We start from the raw sequence: 20,367 nt of genomic DNA on the forward strand, positions 1-20,367 counted from the left end.
TCAGCGGAACGGCGGCTCGTCGAAGCTGCGCAGCTTGCGCGAGTGCAGCGAGTCCAGCTGGCCACGCAGCAGATCGAGCGCGGCGATGCCGATGGCCAGGTGCTGGCTGACCGCACGCTGATAAAACCCTGTGGCTGAACCCGGCAGCTTGATCTCGCTGTGCAGCGGCTTGTCCGACACGCACAGCAGGGTGCCGTAGGGCACCCGCAGGCGGTAGCCCTGGGCGGCGATGGTGCCGCTCTCCATGTCCACCGCCACGGCCCGCGACAGGTTGATCAGCGCCCGTTCGTGGGCCCAGTGCAGCTCCCAGTTGCGGTCGTCGTAGGTCAGCACGGTGCCGGTGCGCAGGCGCTTCTTCAGCGCCTCACCACGCTCGCCGGTGACCTTGGCAGCGGCTTCCTGCAGGGCCTGCTGCACCTCGGCCAGCGCCGGGATGGGAATGTGCGGCGGCAGCACTCGGTCCAGTATTCCATCGCGGCGCATATAGGCATGGGCCAGCACGTAGTCGCCAATGGTCTGCGACTGCCGCAGGCCGCCGCAGTGGCCGATCATCAGCCAGCAGTGCGGGCGCAGCACGGCCAGGTGATCGGTGATGTTCTTGGCGTTGGACGGGCCCACGCCAATGTTGACCAGCGTGGTGCCGTGGCCGTCGTCGGCGATCAGGTGATAGGCCGGCATCTGGTAGCGGTGCCAGACCACGCCCTCGATGATCGCCTGCATCTCGCCCTCGTCCATGCCGCGCTCGACCAGCACATTGCCGGGCAGGACCATGCGCACGTAGCGGGTGTCGGCCAGCAGCTGATCCAGGCCATGGCGGATGAACTGGTCGACGTAGCGGTGGTAGTTGGTCAGCAGAATCCACGGCTGCACATGGCGCCAGTCGCTGCCGGTGTAATGCACCAGACGGCGCAGGGAGAAATCCACCCGCGCCGCGTCGAAAAGGGCCAGCGGCAGCGGGTCGATATTGGCCCAGTCGTACAGGCCGTCGGCGGTGCCGTCGCTGACCGTGGACAGGTCGGTACTGGGGAACACCCGCGCCAGCTCGGCAGCCGTCACCCCGGAGCCGGCCAGCTCGTCACCCTGCTCGACCACATAGGGGTAGGGAATGTTCTGCTGACTCAGGCCGACCTCGATGGTCACGCTGAAATCGGCCATCAGCGGGGTGAGCTGGTCCAGCAGGTAGCGGCGGAATTCATCCGGGTGGGTGACCGTGACGCTGTAGGTACCCGGCACCTGCACCTTGGCATAGGCGCGCACCGTACTCGGCACCTCGCCCTGGCAGTGGTAGGTCAGGCGCAGCTCGGGGTAGCGGAACTGTTCGCGCTCCAGGGCGCTGGGCTGCGCGCGCTCCTTGAGATAGCGCCTGAGCGCCTGACTCAGGGCTTCACGGGCCTGGCGGTGCAGCACTGACAGCCGCTCGACGGCCTCCTCGGCAGTGGCGGCCACCACGAACTCGTTGAACAGCATGGCACTCATCAACCGTCTCCTGGCAAAACCCTCTGCGCCTATCTTGCCCAGTGCCGGGCCGGCGAAGCCAGTACTGCTTGCGTCGCGCCGAGCGGTATTGGGCTCTGCCCGGCAAATCCAGTATGGTGGGGCACCCTCACTGCATACACGCTGCCCATGACTCGTTCATTACTTCACTCCGCCCTGTTCTGCATCACCGCCTTCGGCGCGCCACTGGCGCTGGCCAGGGTCGAGGTCAAGCCGGTACAGCACAAGACGCTGGGCCCGATGCTGGTGGCCAAGGTGGCCGAGGAGATCAGCCCCGGCGATTACGAAGTGCTCCTGCGCGGCATCACCGGCAACCCCGGTCGCTATGTGAAGAAGATCGTGCTGCTGGACAACATCGGCGGCAGCGTGCCGGAAGCCATGCGCATGGGTCGCCTGCTGCGCGAGTCCGGGTTCGATGCGCTGGTACCGTCCACCGGCGTGTGCCAGGGCACCTGCGTCTACCTGCTGGCCGCCGGCCGCGACAAGACCGTGAAAGGCTACGTCGGCCTGCACAAGCCGCCCTTCGCCAGCGGCGACTCGGTGTTCTCCGGGCTGACCTACCAGGGCGTGCGCTACAGCCCGGCGGCCTACTTCCGCGAGATGAACATCCCCACCGCCCTGCTCGAAGACATGCAGCGCATCGAGCCGCGCAACATGCGCGTACTGTCCCAGGCCGAGCTGGCGCGCTATCGCCTGAACTGAGCCCGCTACTGGCGGGCTACTGCGCGGGCCTTGAGCGCCTGACGCACCTGGCCCTGCAGCTGGTAGGCCGGCGCCTCCAGACCGCGGTAGTCGCGGGCATAACGTGCGGCGAACTGGTCGACGCCCAGTTGCCGATACTGCTCCACATGCTTGAGTTCATGGGCCCACAGCGCAACGTCATCACGAGCTTCGGCCGCGTCGCGAAAGACGATCACATCGACCAGGGTCACCGCGCTGACATCCGGGTTCTGCATCAGGGTGTGAGCCATGTTCAGCTCCACCGGATCACCGACCTTGAAGCGCACCGAATCCAGCACGGCAAAGTCGAAGTAGGGCTCCAGCTCGGCGCGGATATGCAGCGGAATCGGCTCGACACCACTGGCCAGCAGACGATGGCGAGATTGCACAATCCAGTCGCGCAGACCGCTGCTGGCCAACTGATGTAGATCATCCAGCCCCGGGGCATCCTGCGGCGCGCAGAAACAGGCCAGCAGGCACACCTGCTGCTGGCCGGCCGGGCAACCGGCCGCCTGGACGCCAGCGCTCAACAGCGTGCTCAATGCCAGCAGAGAAAAGGACTTCAGGGCTTTCACAGACACTCCACGACAGGCCACCAGTTGGCTGTCTGCTCTGACAGCGCGGGCGACAGTTTGTCACCCGCGCGTGTTCAGGAGAATGCGTGATACAGACTCAGCTCAGATGCGGCGTGCTGCGTGCCAGCAGGGCCGCCACATCGACGCCCCGTGGCAGGGTGCCGTAGACACGTCCGCGCCCTTGCAGGCGACTGGCGATGAAGGCATCGCTGACCGTGGCATTGCCGGCTTCCAGCAACAGCTTGGCCTGCAGCGCCACCGCCACATCCTCGGTGAGCTGGCGGGCGCGGTACTGGATGTCGGCCGTGTCGCTGAAGTCGTTCTTGAGCTGGCGGATATGCGCCGCCAGGCGCGCATCGCCATGGCCGTCGCCCAACTCATGGAACAGCGCATCAAGCACGCCCGGTTCCTTGGACAGGGCGCGCAGCACGTCCAGGCACTGCACGTTGCCAGAGCCTTCCCAGATGGAGTTGACCGGCGCTTCGCGGTACAGGCGCGGCAGGATGGTTTCCTCGACATAGCCGGCGCCGCCCAGGCACTCGCTGGCCTCGGCCACCATCTCCGGCGCGCGCTTGCAGATCCAGTACTTGCCGATGGCCGTGACCAGGCGGGCGAACTTGGCTTCCTGCTCGTCGTGCGGGTTTTCCAGCGCTCGGCCCATGCGCATGCACAGCGCCAGCGCCGCCTCGCTTTCCAGGGCCAGGTCGGCCAGCACGTTCTGCATCAGCGGCTGCTCGGCGAGAACCTTGCCACCCACCTGGCGATATGCGCAGTGGTGCGCGGCCTGGGTCAGCGACTGACGCATCAGGCTGCTGGAGCCCACCATGCAGTCGAAGCGGGTCATGGCCACCATCTCGATGATGGTCGGCACGCCGCGGCCTTCCTCGCCGATCATCCAGGCCAGCGCGCCGCGGTATTCGACCTCGCTGGAGGCGTTGGCCCAGTTGCCCAGCTTGTTCTTCAGGCGCTGCACGTAGAACTGGTTGCGCGTGCCATCCGGGCGGTGACGCGGCAGGAGGAAGCAGGACAGGCCCTTGTCGGTCTGCGCCAGGGTGAGGAAAGCGTCGCACATGGGCGCCGAGCAGAACCACTTGTGCCCGACCAGCTCGTAGGCCTGGCCCGGACCGCCGGCTCCCACCGGGTAGGCGCGGGTGGTGTTGGCGCGCACGTCGGTGCCGCCCTGTTTCTCGGTCATGGCCATGCCGATGGTGACCCCGGCCTTCTGCGTCATCGGCACATTGCGCGGGTCGTACTCGGTGGCGAGGATCTTCGGCAGCCAATGCTCGGCGATGTCCGGCTGCAGCTTGAGCGCCGGCACGGCGGCGAAGGTCATGGTCAGCGGGCAGCCACTGGCGGCCTCGGCCTGGCTGTGCAGGTAGGTCAGACCGGCGCGGGCGACATGGGCACCGGCGCGTGACTCGGTCCAGGGCAGCGACGGCAGACCATGCTCGACGGCCGTGCGCATCAGCTCATGGTAGGCCGGATGGAATTCCACCAGGTCGATGCGGTTGCCGTAGCGGTCGTGGGTCTTGAACTGCGGCTTGTGCTCGTTGGCCAGAAAACCAGCCGCCATCAGCGGCCCGCCGGCCAGGGCGCCGTAGGTGTCCAGACGCTGCTCGGCCCAGCCGGCACCGAAGCGGCGGCTCCACTCCTGCAACGGCAGGTCGAGGCGGTAGAGGTTGGCGCCATCCAGGCTGGGAACCTGGTTGAACACCTCATGGGTTTCAGCGAACTGGTGCAGGCTCATCGGGCAATCTCCACGGGCTGGTTTTCTACAGGCAGCATTTGTGCAGGCATTTTTTCTACAGGCTGAATATTCGATGACAGTTGCGCGCCGACTGCGCGCAGACAGAAGTTGCTCAGCCCCTGGCTGACTGCCGCCAGGTCCATGCTGGGCGCACCGGATTCACGGGCCGCGCGGGCCGCCGGCGACAGCGGGCCGACCAGCGCCTCGGCGATCGCACCGACCAGGCAGGCGGCGCTCAGGCTCAGCGAGTCGACCTGGAACTGGCCCAGGCGCCGCCCCTCCTCCAACAGGCTGGCGAACAGCTGGGCATAGGCCTCGCGAAAGCGCAGGCGCTGCTCGTCGACCTCGGGCTCGACCGGCTCGGCGATCAACGCAAAGGCCAGCTGGCGACTATGCCAGGCGCGCTCGGCAAAGCCCCGAACGCCGGCCAGCAGGCGCTCGCAGGGACTGCCCGGCGCGTCGAACACCGCCGCCAGGGCATCCACCTCACGCTGACTGGCACGGGCAAACACCTCGGAGGCCAGCTCGCCCTTGCGGCTGAAATGGCGGTACAGACTGCCGGTGGCGATCCCGACCTCGGCGGCCAGCCCCTGCATGGTCAGAGCGGCAAAACCGCCGGCGGCCACCTGGGCATGAGCACAGACGAGGATATGCTCGCGCAGCTGCTGATCGCGTTCGACACGGGCCGTGGTGGTACGGTAAGCCATACTCTGAATCCTGATTCACATCTTGCAGCAGTGAATCACGACCAGCAGCACAGGCAAAGGGGGATTTGTGCCAAAGCGCCCGGCCGATCCGGCCAGGCCCAGAGACAGACCCAGACATAGAGGCAGGGGGCGCCGTCAGCGGGCGATAACTGCCTCGCTTGGCGCGGCGCACAGCACCCAGTCGTGCAGCAGCACCTGCAGCTCGGCGAACTTGACCGGTTTGGCCAGGTAGTCGTTCATGCCGGCGGCCAGGCAGCGCTCGCGATCACCGCTGTGACTGTGCGCGGTCACCGCAATCACCGGCACCTCGGCACAGCCTCGCAGGGAGCGCAGCGCGCGCGCGGTGGCAAAGCCGTCCATCACCGGCATCTGGCAATCGAGCAGCACCGCATCCACCGTCTCGCGGCGCAGCAATTCGATGGCCTCGGCACCGTTGTCGGCCGTGCGCACCTGATAGCCGAGCTTGAGCAGCATGCCGCGGGTCACCAGTTGGTTGATGGCATTGTCTTCCACCACCAGCACCACGCACTGCCCCGGCTCGCGAACGGGCGTGCCCTCACGGCGCAGGCGCGGCGGCGCCTGCTCGGCGCGCGTGCGCAGCGGCAGGCCGACCGGAACGCGCAGGGTGAAACAGCTGCCCCGACCAGGCTCACTGCGCTGTTGCAGCTCGCCGCCCAGCAGCAGGGCCAACTGGCTGCTCAGGGCCAGGCCGATGCCCAGGCCACCGTATTCGCGGGTCATGGAGCCATCCAGCTGGCGGAAGCGCTGGAACAGGGAACCGCCGGCCTGCTCGGTAAAGCCGATACCGCTGTCTTCGACCTGCACGCAGAGGGTCAGCCCACTGCTACTGGCCTGCTCGCCATGCACGCGCAGAATCACCCGCCCCTGCTGGGTGAACTTGACCGCGTTGTCCAGCAGATAGCCAAGCGCCTGGGCCAGCTTGGCAGCATCACCCTCAAGGGTATCGGACAGGCTGTCATCCAGTTGCAGTTCGAAGTTCAGGCCCTTGTCGTGGGCGCGCCCGGCAAACTGCACGCGCAGGCTGTCGAGCAGCGCGCGCAGGCTGAATGGCTCGCGCCGCGGGTACAGCTTGCCGGCCTCCAGCTCGGTGAGCGCGAGGATGTCGTTGACCATGTGCATCATGTCACGCGCCGAACGCACGGCCGTTTTGTGGTACTGGGCCAGTTCGATGTCCATCGTCACCGTCTGCATCAGCTCCAGCGAGCCGATCACGCCATTCATCGGGGTGCGCAGTTCATGGGTCACGGTGGAGAGGAACTCGTCCTTCAAGCGGTTGTTGTTGGCCAGCTCCTCGTTGAGCATGGCCAGCTTGCGACTGGACTCCTGAAGGATGCGCGTACGTTCCTCCTTCATCGCATTGATGCGGTCGGCCAGTGCCAGCGACAGCAGGCCGACCTCCAGCGCCGAGCCCAGCTGGCTGGCATACATGGTGAAGAACATGTTCGGCAGGTAGCCCAGCACCATCAGGGTATTGATCAGGCCGCCGATCAGGAACGCCGACCAGGCGAAGATGAAGTAACGGGCCACGCGCATGCCACGCCACCAGGAGATCAACCCGGCGCTGAAGATCACCAGGGTAAACACCAGCGCCAGCAGGGTGGCGAGGCGCAGCGCCAGAGCGTAACTGGCCACCAGTGCCAGCAGCATGACCAGGCCACCGGCCAGCATCATCAGGCGGAGGGTGCGATCGACCCAGGGACTGTGCTCGGCGGTGTGCAGGAAGCTACGGGCGAACTGGCAGCCGAACAGGGCCGCCGAGCCGATCAGGAACGGCGTCGAGGCATTCGCCCACCAGGGACTGTCAGGCCAGAAATACTGCACCCCGGCGCCGTTGACCGAGACCTGATACAGACCGAACGAAGCGATGTAGAGGATGTAGTAGAGGTAACTGGTATCGCGCACGCTGATGTAGATGAACAGGTTGTACACCAGCATCACCAGCAACACGCCGTAGATGATGCCCAACACGTAGATACGGCCTGGCTGAGCCTCCAGGTAGGCCTGGGTCGACCATAGGTTGAGCGGTGCCTGGATCGAACCCTGGCTCTGCAGGCGCAGGTAGATGCGTTTGTGCTCACCTGGCTGGAACTGCAGGGGGAAGACGTAGTTGTTCTGCTTGATCAGGCGCGTGGCAAACGGCAGGGCATCGCCAGTCTGCGCGACACGCTGCAAGCCACCCCACAGGTCCGGCACGTAGAGGTCCAACTGATCCAGCGGCGGATAGGCCAGTTCGAGAAGCCACTCCCGGCTGCCTTGCCCCTGGATCGGCTGGTACTGCAGATCCAGGCGCAACCAGAACACCGAGCGCGAATAGCCGGCGTTGAGTACATCCTTGTCATGCCGGCGGAAACTGGCCTCCAGCGCCGCCGAGGTGATATCGGTCAGCGCCGTATTACCGCGCACATCCTCGAACACCGCGATTTCGCGGCCCAGCGGCACCTGCCGGGCATGCTCGTCGAAGATGACCGCACCAGCCAGCTGGGCCCAGCAGAGAAACAACAGGGTTAAGAAATAGCGCATTGCCACACTCGTCGATTGCTACGTTTCCGGCGCACGGCGGGACGAGCCGGGTCCAGGCGCTAGGGAGTTGGGATAGAAGAAATCTAGCACAAGCGTGCTGCAAAAAATGTTCTGAATCGGCCATGCACATACGCTTCGCGCCAGCAATACCGCAGGGTACGAAGGGGAACCTGGCGGTCACACCGATTTCGGTCTGCCCTACGGTTGGTGGTAAGCTGCGCCGCCATGAATACCTACCCTTCCCGCCCCGTTGTCCTCTGTCTGTCCGGCCACGACCCGAGTGGTGGCGCAGGCCTGCAGGCGGACATCGAAGCCCTGCTCGCCCAGGGTTGCCATGCCGCGCCCACGGTCACCGCGCTGACCGTGCAGGACACGGTGAATGTCTCCGACTTCCGCGTGCTCGACCGCGCCTGGGTCATGGCTCAGGCCCAGGCCGTGATCGCTGACCTGCCGGTGGCCGCCGTCAAACTGGGCATGCTCGGCTCGGTGGAGATGGTCGATACCGTGGTCGAGCTGATGCAACAGCTCCCCGGCATCCCCCTGGTCTGTGATCCGGTGCTGCGCGCCGGCGGCGGCGGCTCGCTGGGCAAGGATGATGTCGGCTACGCCATGCGCGAACGCCTGCTGCCGATCGCCGCCATCGCCACGCCGAACCTGCCGGAAGCGCGCATTCTGGCCGAACTGCCGGAAGGCACGGCGGACGAATGCGCCGAGAAACTCTCGCCCTTCTGCCGGCACCTGCTGATCACCGGCGGCCACGGCGACGAGACCGACATCCACAATCGACTCTATGTGCGCGACGGCGACAGCCACACCTTCACCTGCGTGCGTCTGCCCGGCAGCTACCACGGCTCCGGCTGCACCCTGGCCAGCACCCTGGCCGGCCGCCTGGCCCTGGGTGAAGAACTGGTCAGCGCCGTGCGCTCGGCGCTGGATTACACCTGGCGCACCCTGCGCGATGCCGAGCAACCCGGCCGTGGCCAGTATGTGCCGCGTCGCCTGCCGCTGGATTTCTCGCAATGAAGAGCCGTTCGTGAGCAGCAAACTGCGCGGCCTGTATGCCATCACCGACAGCCATCTGCTGGCTGACGGCAAGCTGCTGCCTTATGTCGAAGCTGCTCTGAAAGGCGGCGCGCGCCTGCTGCAGTACCGTGACAAATCTGCCGACCAGGCACGCCGTCTGCGCGAGGCCGAGGCCCTGCGCGAGCTGTGCCGGCAGTACGGCGCCGACCTGATCATCAACGACGATGCCGAGTTGGCCGCGCGCCTGGGTGTCGGCGTGCATCTGGGCCAGAGCGACGGTTCGCTGGCCGCCGCCCGCGCCCTGCTGGGCCCCAAGGCGATCATCGGCGCCACCTGTCACGCCCAGCTGGAACTGGCCGCCACCGCCAACCGCGAAGGCGCCAGCTACCTGGCCTTCGGCCGTTTCTTCAACTCGCAGACCAAGCCCGGCGCACCGGCCGCCAGTGCCGAGCTGCTGAACCAGGCCCGCGCCCACTTCAATCTGCCGCTGGTGGCCATCGGCGGCATCGACCTGGACAACGCCGGCCAGTTGATCCGCGCCGGCGCCGACCTGCTGGCCGTGGTCCATACCCTGTTTTCCGCGCCCTCCGCCGCCGAGGTGGAGCGCCGAGCACGCGCCTTCAGCGTGCTGTTCCCGTCATCCTGATTCGAGAGAGAGCTGCCATGTCCCGTTCCGAAACCCTGTTCGCCAACGCCCAGAAGCACATCCCCGGCGGCGTCAACTCGCCTGTGCGCGCGTTCCGCAGCGTCGGTGGCACGCCGTTGTTCTTCAAGCACGCCGAAGGCGCCTATGTGGTGGACGAGGACGACAAGCGCTATGTCGACTACGTCGGCTCCTGGGGCCCGATGATTCTCGGCCACGCCCACCCGGACGTGCTCGACGCGGTGCGCAACCAGCTGCAACACGGCCTGTCCTACGGCGCGCCGACCGCCATGGAAACCGAGATGGCGGACCTGGTGTGCAACATCGTGCCGTCCATGGAGATGGTGCGCATGGTCAGCTCCGGCACCGAGGCGACCATGAGCGCCATCCGCCTGGCCCGTGGTTACACCGGCCGCGACGCCATCATCAAGTTCGAAGGCTGCTACCACGGCCACTCCGACAGCCTGCTGGTGAAAGCCGGTTCCGGCCTGCTGACCCAGGGCGTGCCGAGTTCGGCGGGCGTGCCGGCGGATTTTGCCAAGCACACCCTGACCCTGCCGTTCAACGACCTGGCCGCCGTCGAGCAGTGCCTGGCCGAAGTCGGCTCGACCGTGGCCTGCATCATCGTCGAGCCGGTGGCCGGCAACATGAACTGCGTGCCGCCGGCGCCGGGTTTCCTCGAGGGTCTGCGCGAGCAGTGCGACAAGCACGGCGTGGTGCTGATCTTCGACGAGGTGATGACCGGCTTCCGCGTTGCCCTGGGCGGCGCCCAGGCGCACTACGGCGTCACCCCGGACCTGTCTACCTTCGGCAAGATTGTCGGCGGCGGCATGCCGGTCGGCTGCTTCGGCGGCAAGCGCGCCATCATGGGCTGTATCGCTCCGCTGGGCCCGGTCTACCAGGCCGGCACCCTGTCGGGTAACCCGCTGGCCATGGCCGCCGGCCTGACCACCCTCAAGCTGATCAGCCGTCCGGGCTTCCACGCCGAACTGACCGACTACACCCGCCGCATGCTGCAAGGCCTGCAGGAGCGCGCCGATGCCGCCGGCATCCCGTTCGTCACCACCCAGGCCGGCGGCATGTTCGGCCTGTATTTCAGCGGTGCCGACGACATCGTCACCTTCGACGACGTGATGGCCAGCGATGCCGAGCGCTTCAGGCAGTTCTTCCACCTGATGCTGGAAGGCGGCGTGTACCTGGCCCCGAGCGCCTTCGAGGCCGGTTTCACCTCTATTGCCCACGGCGATGCCGAGCTGAAGCTGACCCTGGACGCCGCCGAGCGCGCCTTCGCCCGGCTCAAGTGATGCTTGGTCCGGCCGCCCGCACTGCTCCATAATGACGACAGTTGCGGCCGACCGGCCGAATTACACGGAATTGCCCATGAACGGCACCTGCCGCGCCCTGTTGATCGGGGTGGCCCTGACACTCACCCCAACCCTGCTACTGGCCGAGGGCAACTCGCTGCTGGTGCCGGCGCTGGGTCGCTGCACCCTGAACACCGTGGCCGAGCAGCGCAGCGAGGCTCTTGCCGCCTGCGAGGCTTACGCCAAGGGCGGCGACAGCAAGGCCCAGTTCGAACTGGGCGAGTATTACTACAACGGCCAGCTCACCCCCCAGGATCTTCAAAAAGCGCTGGCCTGGTTCGAGCAGGCGTCGCTGCAGGGCCACGCGCAGGCCCAGTGGCGCCTGGGCCTGATGTTCGCCCGCGGCGAGGGTGTGCCCGCCAACCGCGTGCAGGCCTTCATCGTACTGAAGATGGCGGCCATCAATGGCGCCGAAGACGCCATGGACAGCGCCGACCAGTTGGCCCAGCAGATGAGCCGAGAAGAGCTGCAGGCCGCCAACCAGGTGCTCAGCCAGATATTCCGCAACTACCTGCAGGACATCCAGGGCCTTGGCAGCACACCGGATTTCAACGTCAAACCCTGACTATTGCGCTGATCGAGACAATCAACCACGCGCGCTCACCGGCTCGACTAGGCTTAAGCCTGTCTTCCCGTGGAGTCAGCGCCATGTTTATTCCCACTGTTCTGCAATGCCTGCTGGCGGCTTATGCCTGTGCCTGTAGCGGTTGTGACGGCGAGTCCAGCGTGCATTGACAGCCGTTTGAGGCAGCAAGAAGCCCATGCCCCTGCAATCGATCTGCGTGTTCTGCGGCGCCAGCCTCGGGCATGACCCGGCCTATCAGCAGGCCGCCGAGGCCCTCGGCCGCACCCTGGCCGAACGCGGCCTGCGCCTGGTCTATGGCGGCGGAGAGGTCGGCCTGATGGGCAAGCTGGCCGATGCCGTGCTGGCCGCCGGTGGCGAGGTGATCGGCATCATTCCGCAGAGCCTGCAACGTTCGGAAATCGGCCACAAGGGCCTGACCCGCCTGGAGGTGGTCGACGGCATGCACGCACGCAAGGCACGCATGGCCGAACTGAGCGACGCCTTCATCGCCCTGCCTGGCGGTCTGGGCACCCTGGAGGAGCTGTTCGAGGTGTGGACCTGGGCCCAGCTCGGCTATCACGCCAAGCCCCTCGGACTGCTGGATGTCGCCGGTTTCTACCAGGGCCTCAGCGCCTTTCTGGATCAGACCGTCAGCGCCGGTTTCATCCGCCCACCCCATCGTGGCCTGCTGCATCAGGCCGAAGACCCGGCACAGCTACTTGATCTGCTGCAACAGCAACAGGGCACCGTCACGCCCAAATGGGATGCCCGGCAACCGATCTGACGCACAATCGGCACCAAGCAAACGGGCGGCCAAGGCCGCCCGCATTGCCCCGCCGCGAGCCTTCAGCTCTGCTGCACGATTACCGTCTGCGCCGCCATCGGCGCCGGGAAAGCGGCTCCGCCCAGGGCATCCTTGAGCAGTTGATTGGTGGCGAAATATACCGACCAGTAATGCTCCGGCTTGCAGTAAGGACGCACCGCCAGCACCGGGCCCACCAGGTTGAACTCGAGTATCTCCACATCCACCGCCGGCTGCGACAGCACATTGGGCTGCTGGGCGATCTTGTCCTTGAGCAGAGCAATCGCCGCCTTGTAGTCGGCCGCACCCGACAACTGAGCCGTCAGATCGACGCGGCGAAACGCCGTGGCGGTGAAGTTCTGGATGTTGTCGGAGAAGATCTTGTTGTTGCCCACCAGGGTCAGCACATTGTCAGGGGTGGTGATGGTGGTGACAAACAGGCCGATCTCCGTCACCGTGCCGGTCACACCGCCGGCGCTGATGAAATCACCGACCTTGAACGGGCGCAGGACAATGATGAAGCCACCCGCCGCCAGGTTGGCCAGCAGCCCCGACCAGGCCATGCCGATAGCCACGCCGACGGCAGCGATCAGCGCAGCGAAGGTGGTGGTCTGCACCCCGAAATAACCGAGGATGCCAATCACCAGGAGGATGTTGAGGGTCACGGTGATGAACGAACCGATATACCGCAGCACGGTCGGATCGGCCTTCTGCCGCTCCAGCGAGCGCTGCACCATGCCCACCGCCGTGCCGATCAGCCAACGACCGATCACCCAGAAGGCAATGGCCGCGAGGATCTTCACGCCGAAGCTGGTGGCGTAGTGCATACCTAGGTCCATCAGGCTTTGTGCCTTCTCGACGGACAGGTTGTTGAGGCTGATTTCTTCCATGGTCAAGCTCCTGCTGAGTGATCGTAGACAAGCCAATCTACTCTGAAGAAACTGCCCGCAGTGATCTGGAGCATGGTCAAGCGCCCCGGAGCCTCGCTACTCTTGCAGAGTACGTTTACCCGCACCGTGCAGCTCGGGCGTGACGCCAGGGATCTGCAACCCATACGAGGACAACGCAATGAGCAAGCAGCATAAGGACGCGGCGCCAAACAAGGCAACCGCCGGCGCGAAACTGTCACGCAAGGAGTACGACGCCGAACTCAAGCGCCTGCACGTGGAGCTGGTCAAACTGCAGAACTGGGTACAGGCCAAGGGCCTCAAGGTCATCGTGGTCTTCGAAGGCCGTGACGGCGCCGGCAAGGGCGGCACCATCAAGGCACTGACCGAGCGGGTCAGCCCACGGGTTTTCCGCGTGGTCGCGTTGCCAGCGCCGACCGAGCGGGAGAAGAGCCAGATGTACGTGCAGCGTTACATCCAGCACTTCCCGGCGGCCGGTGAAGTGGTGATCTTCGACCGCAGCTGGTACAACCGCGCCGGCGTCGAGCGGGTCATGGGATTCTGCAGCGACGAACAGGCCGATAAGTTCCTCAAGGGCGTGTCGCTGGTGGAAAAGGCCATGGTCGAATCCGGCATCATCCTCATCAAGTACTGGCTGGAGGTCAGTCAGGAAGAACAGGAACGGCGCCTACGCGACCGTATCGAAGACGGCCGCAAGACCTGGAAACTCACGCCCATGGACGTCAAGTCGTTCACCCGCTGGGATGACTACACCCAGGCCCGCGACGACATGTTCGCTGCCTCCGACACCAGTTGGGCGCCCTGGTTCATGGCCCACTCCGAGGACAAGAAGCGCGTGCGCCTGAATATTCTCAGCCACCTGCTGGAGCAGATTCCCTACGAGGACCTGCCGACAGAGAAGGTCAAGCTGCCCAAGCGCAGCAAGCCCAAGGTCAAAGCCAAGCCCTACCCGTTCAAGCTGGTGCCCGCGCGTTTCTGAGCATTGCCAAGACAGGCGGAGTCAGCCCTGCGCCTGTCTGCTCAGCTGGCCTACACTGCAAGAAGTACCGCCCGCAGGAGCCGCCATGCCGCTACGCCAGATAATCCCTGTTCTGCTACTGAGCCTGCTCAGCCTGCCGCTGCAGGCCGAGCCGCTGCTGCGCATCCTCGCTTGGCCCGGCTATGCCGACCCGGATCTGGTGCGCGTCTTTGCCGAACAGGAGGACGTCGAGGTCGAAGTCACCCTGGTGGGCAGCGACGACGAGCTGCGCCAGAAGCTCAGCGCCGACAACGGCAGCCACTACGACGTGATTGCCGCCAATACTTCGGAAATCCGCCACTTCACCGAGCAGCAGCTGCTCCAGCCGGTACGCCTGGACAACCTGCCCAACCGCAATCGCCAGTTGCGCCAGTTCCGCCAGCTCAGCGACATCCCTGGCCTGTTCAAGGATGGCGAGGCCTACGGCATCCCCTACACCTACGGCGAGATGGGGCTGATCTACAACCGCGATCTGGTCACCACACCACCCGACTCGCTCAGCAGCCTGTGGGACCCGCGCTGGCAAGGCCAGGTGCTGGCCTATGACGGCAGCAGCCACAACTTCTCCCTGACGCGCCTGAAACTGGGCAAGCCACCCTTCACAATTCCCCAGGCCGACCTCGGCGAAACCCTGCAGCAACTGGTGGCCCTGCGCCGCAACGTGCTGGGTTTCTACAGCCTGCCGGAAGAGTCGGTGACCCTGTACAAACGCCATAAGGTCGCCCTGATCCTGGCCAACTACGGCCGCCAGCAACTCAAGCTGCTGCGTGATGCCGGGGCCAACGTCGACTACGTACTGCCCCGCGAAGGCGCCCTGGCCTGGCTCGACTGCTGGGCCATCAGCCGGGCCACGCCACAACGGCGCCTGGCCGAACGCTGGATCGACTACAGCCTGGACCCGGTGGTCAGCCGGGCCCTGAGCGAGCGCCAGGGGCTGGGCAACACCCTCGAACCCTTGCCCGGCGGCAGCAACGCACCGCTGCTGATCTGGCTGGAACCGGTGGAAAACGCCCAGCAGCGCGCCCAGCTGTGGCAACGCATTGTCGCCGGTGAGCGCCCGGAGAATCTGACCCGTCCATGAAGCCTGCCTCCCCATGAAGTACGCATTCCCATGAAGCTGGGCATCAGCGTCAAACTCACCGCGCTGCTCAGCCTGTTTGGCCTGCTGCTGACCGGCCTGGCCAGCTATTACCTGTTCAGCAGCAGCCAGCAGATCCTGATCGACGCGGCCAAGCGTGACCTGCAGACCGCCAACCAGGTACTGGGGCGCAACCTGCAACTGAGCCTGCAGGGCTTTGCCAATGACGCTCGTGTGCTGGCCGAACAATCGCAACCCCTAGACGTGCTGGAGCAACGACCTGGCCGCGAACTTGAAGAGAAAGAGCTGGTCGGCCTGTTTCAGGCGCTGCTGGCGGTTCATCCGGAGTACCGGCGCATCCGCCTGGTCACTGCCCGTGAACACGGACTGGAGCGCATCAGCGTGGATCATCAGGGGCCGGCCGACGCCAACAGCCTGGGCGAGAAAGGCCACTTCCCCTATGTCTTCGAGACCCTGCGTCTGGCGCGTGGCGAGCAGTACTTTTCCGATATTGCCCAGCACGGCAGTGGCTCCGCCGAGGCCATGACCCTGCACATCGGCAACCCCGTGTGGAATCAGGCACCAGAGGCACTCGGCCTGATCCTGCTGAGCATCGATGTGCAGGCCCTGTTCCTGCGCCTGGAAAGCGAGCTGCCCGACTATTATCAGGTTTTTCTCGCCAACAGCCAGGGCGACCTGCTGCTCTACCCCGACGGCAAGAACCGCCAGGCCAGCCTCCACGGCCCACAGTACCGACTACACGAAGAACTGCCACTGACCCGCAGCCTGGTCGAGGGCGAGGCGCAGAACCTGCTCACCCGCCTACCGGCCACACGCAAGCAGCCGGAACGAATTGCCGCGTTCACCCGCGTGCGCATCGACGAGCGCAGCCCCAACAGCGTGCTGCTGCTCGGCATCGCCATCCCCGAAGCCCACATCCTGCGCGAATCGCAGCGACTCGGGCAGCGCAGCGTGCAGATCGTCATCGCCCTCAGCGTGCTGACCCTGTTGCTGGCCCTGCTGCTGGCACGCGCCCTGACCCGTCCGCTGAACCAGATCGGCCAGGCCATCGCCCGTTTTGCCCGCAATCGCAGCCTGCACCCGCTGCCCACCGGGCGCCAGGACGAACTCGGCAGCCTGGCGCGCAACCTGCGCGACATGCAGGAAGAGATTCTCCGCCAGATCAGCGAACTGAACGAAAACCGCATCGAACTGGAACGCTTGGCCCACCACGATCCGCTGACCGGCCTGCCCAATCGTCGGCTGTTCTTCGACCGTCTGGAACACGCCATCGCCAATGCCAAGCGCAGCGGCAAACGGGTCGGCCTGCTGTTCGTCGACCTCGACCACTTCAAGGAAATCAACGACGAACTGGGCCATGCCATCGGCGACGAGGTGCTGTGCAGCATCGCCCGCCTGCTCAGCTCCATTACCCGCGGCGGCGACACGGTGGCGCGCCTGGGCGGCGACGAGTTCATCATCCTCTTCGACCAGATCGAGGACGGTAAAATCCTCAGTGGCATCGCCCAGAAGCTGCTCGGCCATCTGCAGAACCGCCTGCTGCTCGGTGGCCATCAGGTACTGGTGCAGGCCAGCCTGGGCATCAGCCTGTATCCGGAGCATGGCGACACGGCCGAAAGCCTGGTGCAGAACGCCGACAAGGCCATGTACTCCTCCAAGCGCGACGGCCGCAACCGGGTCAGCCTGGCACGCCACGAGCACTGAGTCTGGCAGCCTGCTAGATCTGCGCCTGCGCCACCTCACCAGCCGGCAGCACGGTGACACGCACCTCGGGATCGTGACTGCCGCCCCCGAGAATCACTCCGCGCAGCGGCGAGACATCGGCAAAATCACGACCCCAGGCCAGAGTGATGTGCTGCAGGTCAGGCAACAGGTTGTTGGTCGGGTCGAAGTCGACCCAGCCCAGCTGCGGGCAATACACCGACACCCAGGCATGCGACGCATCGGCACCGATCATCCGCGGCTGCCCCGGTGGCGGCTGGGTCAGCAGATAGCCGCTGACATAGCGCGCGGCAAAACCGCGGGCACGCAGGCATGCCAGCATCAGGTGGGCAAAGTCCTGGCACACGCCGCGGCGGCGCTCCAGCACTTCCAGCAGCGGCGTGGCCACCAGCGTCGCCTCGCCGTCGTAGGTGAACTCGCGGAAGATCTTGTCCATCAGCGCCGCCACCGCTTCGAGGAACGGCCGCGCTGGTGCAAAGCAGTCCTCGGCGTAATCGGCGAAGGCCTGTTTGAGGCGCACGAATGGCGACTCGACGCGATAGGCGGCGGCCTCCAGCTCGGCCTCGCTCAAGGCCTGGCCATGGTAGGTCAGCTGCGCCACCACCTGCTCCCAGGGTGGCGATTCGGCCAGGCTGTGCGGGGCGTGGGCAAATACCTCGACCAGCAGGCGCGCATTGACCTGCAGTTCCGTGTGTGGACGCTCGAAGGCCAGGCGGGTCAGCGGATTGCCGAACACGTCCAGGCCGTCCTGGCGCCGGCTCGGCTCGGGCTGGATGTCCAGTTCCTGAAACAGGCAGCGCTGCCAGGCGCACTCGCGCGGCCACAGGTGTGCCTGCTGCTGGGCCAGCGACACAGGCGCGGCATAGCGGTACTGGGTGTCGTGGAAAATCTGGTAACGCGCACTGGCTGTCATCGCCACCTCAACTGGACAGGGTCTGCTGGCTGACCGCATCGACATGGGCGAAATGGCGCAGCGCCAGGCGATCGGACAGCTCCCCCGCCGCACCGGAGATGGTCTGCAGCAGATCGGCCAGGCCCTGCAGGACCGCCTGCACGCCGCTCTCGCCAAACAGCGTGCGCGCGTCCAGGCTGCCCAGATCGAAAGCCTCCAACTGCCCGGCCAGCAGCGTCAGGCGGTGCTCCAGTGGCGTGGCGAAACGCTCGTCGAGGGCGCCCAGCGAGCGCTCGACCATGTGCAATTGAAAGCGCAGGGAATGCGGGTTCTGCTCGTCGAGCAGAAGCAGGTCGAGCACCGGGATCAGCTGCGGTGCCGCCAGGTAGCGCGAGCGGTAGGTGATGATGCTGTTACCCAGTTCCAGTAGCCACTCCAGCGCCGCCTGATCGCGGGCACCGGCACCGCGCAGGAAGGCCGCCAGGCTGTCGGCGAGAAACTGCAGGCGCTCGATACGCCGGCCCAGCATGAGGAAGCGCCAGCCATCGTCGCGGGTCATGTCGTCCAGGGCAAAACCGGTCAGCGCCGCCAGTTGCAGGAGCAGACGGTTGAGGAAATCCAGCAGCTCGCCGAGGTCGCTGTCGCGGCTTTCCAGGGCCTGGGCCTCGCGCTGCAGCTCCACCAGCGCCTGCCAGTTTTCCTGGGACAGCTTGCCGCGCACCTGGCTCGCCGACCATTGCAGGCGCTGCAGGTTGCTGCGCAGGCTGTACGGCCATTCATCACCCAGCAAGGCCTCGCGCAGGCGCTCTTCCAGGCGCTCGCCCGGTGGCAGCCAGCCGGTCTGTTCGCCCAGCGCCAGCGCCGCCTGCAGGGCCAGCGGATCGTCGCCGTCGTCCACATACTGCTCCAGCAACACCCGCAGCAGGCGCGCGCCGTCGTCACAGCGCTCGCTGTAGCGACCGAACCAGAACAGGTTCTCCACCACCCGCGACGGCAGGTAGGGATCACTGCGGATCAGGTCGCGCACGCCCAGCGGTTTGCTCCAGTGCCAGGGCTCCTGGCCCTGGGCACGCTCGCCCAGCACCCAGGTGTCCTTGCTGCCGCCGCCGCGCTGCATCGACACCACCTCGGCGCCGGCCTGGCCAGCCACACGGGTCAGGCCGCCGGGGAGCACGCGATACCCGTCACGACTGGCCACTGCGTACACACGCATGCCGATCGCCCGCGGCTGCAGGCCCTGGCCATCCCACACCGGAGACTGCGACAACTGCGCCAGCTCCTGGGCGATGTAGGCATAGGGCCTGGCCTTGAGCCGCTCGGCCAGGGCCTTGAGTCCCTCCTCATCCAGATCGCGGCCGAACACCGGCTCGAAACTCTGTGACGGGAACGCCGGTTTGATCACCAGCTCGCCGAGCTTGCCCAGCGCCTCCTCCAGCACCGGCGGCTCACCGCACCACCAGGTGGCGATCGAGGGCAGCAACAGCTCCTCGCCCAGCCACTGCTCGGCAATCGCCGGCATGAAGCCGAGCAGTCCCGGCGACTCCAGCACGCCGCTGCCCAGGGCATTGGCCACCAGCACACGGCCCTGGCGCACCACCTCCAGCAGGCCCGGCACACCGAGGGCGGAGTCGGTGCGCAGCTCCAGCGGGTCGCAGAAGTCGTCATCCAACCGGCGCAACAGGGCATGCACGCGCTGCAGACCATCCAGCGTTTTCAGGTAGAGGGTGTCATCACGCACTGTCAGGTCGCTGCCTTCGACCAGCGGGAAACCCAGCTGGCGGGCCAGATAGAGGTGCTCGAAATAGGTTTCGTTGAAACGGCCGGGCGTCAGCAGCACCACCAGCGGCGTCTCGCCTTCGCTGGGCGCCTGCTCGCGCAGTTGCTCCTGCAGGGTACGGAAGAAGCCGGCCAGGTACTGCACGCGCAGGTCGCGGTACAGCTCGGGCAGCACCCGCGAGACGATCTGCCGGTTCTCCAGCGCGTAACCGGCACCGGAAGGCGCCTGGGTACGGTCGGCCAGCACCCACCAGCGGCCATCCGGCGCACGCGCCAGATCCACCGCATACAAGTGCAGCCAAGTATCGCCCGGCACCTGCACGCCCTGGCAGGGCCAGAGAAAATTGTTGTGGCCGAATACCAGCTCGGCCGGCAACAACCCGTCACGCAGCAGCTGCTGCGGGCCATACAGGTCGGCCAGCACACGGTTGAGCAGGCCGGCGCGTTGCGCCACCCCGGCAGCAATGCCCTGCCATTCCTCGGCGTCGATCAGGTTGGGCAGCAGATCCAGCGCCCAAGGCCTGTCACTGCCCTGCGGATCGGCGTAGACGTTGTAGGTCACGCCGTTTTCCTGGATCTGCCGCTCTACCAGCGCCTGACGCTGCTGCAGCTGCGCCGGCGTGCTGCGCGCCAGGCTCTCGTGCAGGCGCTGCCAGTGCGGACGCACCCTGCCACCGGCATCGAGCATTTCGTGGTAGGTCGCGTCCGGGCGCGGGTAGTCGGCAAGCAGGTCAGGCATGAACGTCTCAGTAATGCAGCCCCCAGCCCTCC

General features: G+C 66.0%; 17 protein-coding genes. 9 read left to right on the plus strand and 8 right to left on the minus strand.

Annotation, left to right across the window (positions count from 1 at the left end):
• Nucleotides 1-1,476 carry an AMP nucleosidase gene (gene amn / locus HNP49_RS01310; RefSeq protein ID WP_184679919.1) on the minus strand — a complete coding sequence of 492 codons (1,476 nt, stop codon included), beginning with the start codon at nucleotides 1,474-1,476 and terminating at the stop codon, nucleotides 1-3.
• Between the two features lie 147 nt (nucleotides 1,477-1,623).
• On the opposite strand from amn, the gene HNP49_RS01315 reads away from it, so the two are divergent.
• Nucleotides 1,624-2,196 carry a hypothetical protein gene (locus tag HNP49_RS01315; RefSeq protein ID WP_184679921.1) on the plus strand — a complete coding sequence of 191 codons (573 nt, stop codon included), beginning with the start codon at nucleotides 1,624-1,626 and terminating at the stop codon, nucleotides 2,194-2,196.
• Nucleotides 2,197-2,201: 5 nt separating this feature from the next.
• On the opposite strand, the gene HNP49_RS01320 is transcribed toward HNP49_RS01315, so the two are convergent.
• From HNP49_RS01320 to HNP49_RS01335, 4 genes are all read right to left on the minus strand, one after another.
• A complete protein-coding gene (locus HNP49_RS01320) occupies nucleotides 2,202-2,780 on the minus strand; it encodes a DUF4157 domain-containing protein (RefSeq protein ID WP_184681125.1) in 579 nt (192 codons plus the stop codon).
• 106 nt (nucleotides 2,781-2,886) lie between these two features.
• A complete protein-coding gene (locus HNP49_RS01325; protein ID WP_184679927.1) occupies nucleotides 2,887-4,536 on the minus strand; it encodes an acyl-CoA dehydrogenase family protein in 1,650 nt (549 codons plus the stop codon).
• Nucleotides 4,533-5,243 carry a TetR/AcrR family transcriptional regulator gene (locus HNP49_RS01330; RefSeq protein WP_184679929.1) on the minus strand — a complete coding sequence of 237 codons (711 nt, stop codon included), beginning with the start codon at nucleotides 5,241-5,243 and terminating at the stop codon, nucleotides 4,533-4,535. The genes HNP49_RS01325 and HNP49_RS01330 overlap by 4 nt, the downstream gene beginning before the upstream one ends.
• Before the next feature lie 135 nt (nucleotides 5,244-5,378).
• On the minus strand, nucleotides 5,379-7,784 hold the full coding sequence (locus HNP49_RS01335) for a hybrid sensor histidine kinase/response regulator (protein ID WP_184679931.1): 2,406 nt from the start codon (nucleotides 7,782-7,784) through the stop codon (nucleotides 5,379-5,381).
• A gap of 225 nt (nucleotides 7,785-8,009) precedes the next feature.
• Between HNP49_RS01335 and HNP49_RS01340 the strand changes: the two genes are divergently transcribed.
• The 5 genes from HNP49_RS01340 to HNP49_RS01360 all read left to right on the plus strand — a co-directional run bounded on the left by HNP49_RS01340 (nucleotide 8,010) and on the right by HNP49_RS01360 (nucleotide 12,163).
• A complete protein-coding gene (locus HNP49_RS01340; protein ID WP_184679932.1) occupies nucleotides 8,010-8,807 on the plus strand; it encodes a hydroxymethylpyrimidine/phosphomethylpyrimidine kinase in 798 nt (265 codons plus the stop codon).
• A gap of 10 nt (nucleotides 8,808-8,817) precedes the next feature.
• Nucleotides 8,818-9,453: a thiamine phosphate synthase gene (thiE, locus tag HNP49_RS01345; protein ID WP_311772053.1), complete on the plus strand. Its 636-nt coding sequence runs from the start codon at nucleotides 8,818-8,820 to the stop codon at nucleotides 9,451-9,453.
• A gap of 17 nt (nucleotides 9,454-9,470) precedes the next feature.
• Nucleotides 9,471-10,754 (plus strand): glutamate-1-semialdehyde 2,1-aminomutase, encoded by a 1,284-nt coding sequence (gene hemL, locus HNP49_RS01350; protein WP_184679934.1) that lies wholly within the window; start codon nucleotides 9,471-9,473, stop codon nucleotides 10,752-10,754.
• Nucleotides 10,755-10,830: 76 nt separating this feature from the next.
• Nucleotides 10,831-11,379 (plus strand): tetratricopeptide repeat protein, encoded by a 549-nt coding sequence (locus tag HNP49_RS01355; RefSeq protein ID WP_184679936.1) that lies wholly within the window; start codon nucleotides 10,831-10,833, stop codon nucleotides 11,377-11,379.
• Between the two features lie 196 nt (nucleotides 11,380-11,575).
• Nucleotides 11,576-12,163, plus strand: a complete 588-nt coding sequence (locus tag HNP49_RS01360; protein ID WP_184679938.1) for a TIGR00730 family Rossman fold protein — start codon at nucleotides 11,576-11,578, stop codon at nucleotides 12,161-12,163.
• 62 nt (nucleotides 12,164-12,225) lie between these two features.
• Here the strand turns inward: HNP49_RS01360 and HNP49_RS01365 are convergent, their stop codons facing one another.
• Nucleotides 12,226-13,020 carry a mechanosensitive ion channel family protein gene (locus HNP49_RS01365; RefSeq protein WP_409372522.1) on the minus strand — a complete coding sequence of 265 codons (795 nt, stop codon included), beginning with the start codon at nucleotides 13,018-13,020 and terminating at the stop codon, nucleotides 12,226-12,228.
• Between the two features lie 229 nt (nucleotides 13,021-13,249).
• Between HNP49_RS01365 and ppk2 the strand changes: the two genes are divergently transcribed.
• The 3 genes from ppk2 to HNP49_RS01380 all read left to right on the plus strand — a co-directional run bounded on the left by ppk2 (nucleotide 13,250) and on the right by HNP49_RS01380 (nucleotide 16,910).
• Nucleotides 13,250-14,068 (plus strand): polyphosphate kinase 2, encoded by an 819-nt coding sequence (gene ppk2, locus HNP49_RS01370; RefSeq protein WP_184679942.1) that lies wholly within the window; start codon nucleotides 13,250-13,252, stop codon nucleotides 14,066-14,068.
• Nucleotides 14,069-14,153: 85 nt separating this feature from the next.
• A complete protein-coding gene (locus HNP49_RS01375) occupies nucleotides 14,154-15,188 on the plus strand; it encodes an extracellular solute-binding protein (RefSeq protein ID WP_184679944.1) in 1,035 nt (344 codons plus the stop codon).
• 30 nt (nucleotides 15,189-15,218) lie between these two features.
• Nucleotides 15,219-16,910 carry a GGDEF domain-containing protein gene (locus tag HNP49_RS01380; RefSeq protein ID WP_184679946.1) on the plus strand — a complete coding sequence of 564 codons (1,692 nt, stop codon included), beginning with the start codon at nucleotides 15,219-15,221 and terminating at the stop codon, nucleotides 16,908-16,910.
• 13 nt (nucleotides 16,911-16,923) lie between these two features.
• On the opposite strand, the gene HNP49_RS01385 is transcribed toward HNP49_RS01380, so the two are convergent.
• Nucleotides 16,924-17,841, minus strand: coding sequence for a transglutaminase family protein (locus HNP49_RS01385; protein WP_184679949.1), 918 nt, complete (start codon nucleotides 17,839-17,841; stop codon nucleotides 16,924-16,926).
• 7 nt (nucleotides 17,842-17,848) lie between these two features.
• Nucleotides 17,849-20,335 carry a circularly permuted type 2 ATP-grasp protein gene (locus tag HNP49_RS01390; RefSeq protein WP_184679953.1) on the minus strand — a complete coding sequence of 829 codons (2,487 nt, stop codon included), beginning with the start codon at nucleotides 20,333-20,335 and terminating at the stop codon, nucleotides 17,849-17,851.
• Nucleotides 20,336-20,367: the final 32 nt, after the last annotated feature.

The sequence above is a fragment of the Pseudomonas fluvialis genome, assembly GCF_014207935.1.
In the GTDB taxonomy this organism is placed as follows: domain Bacteria; phylum Pseudomonadota; class Gammaproteobacteria; order Pseudomonadales; family Pseudomonadaceae; genus Aquipseudomonas; species Aquipseudomonas fluvialis_A.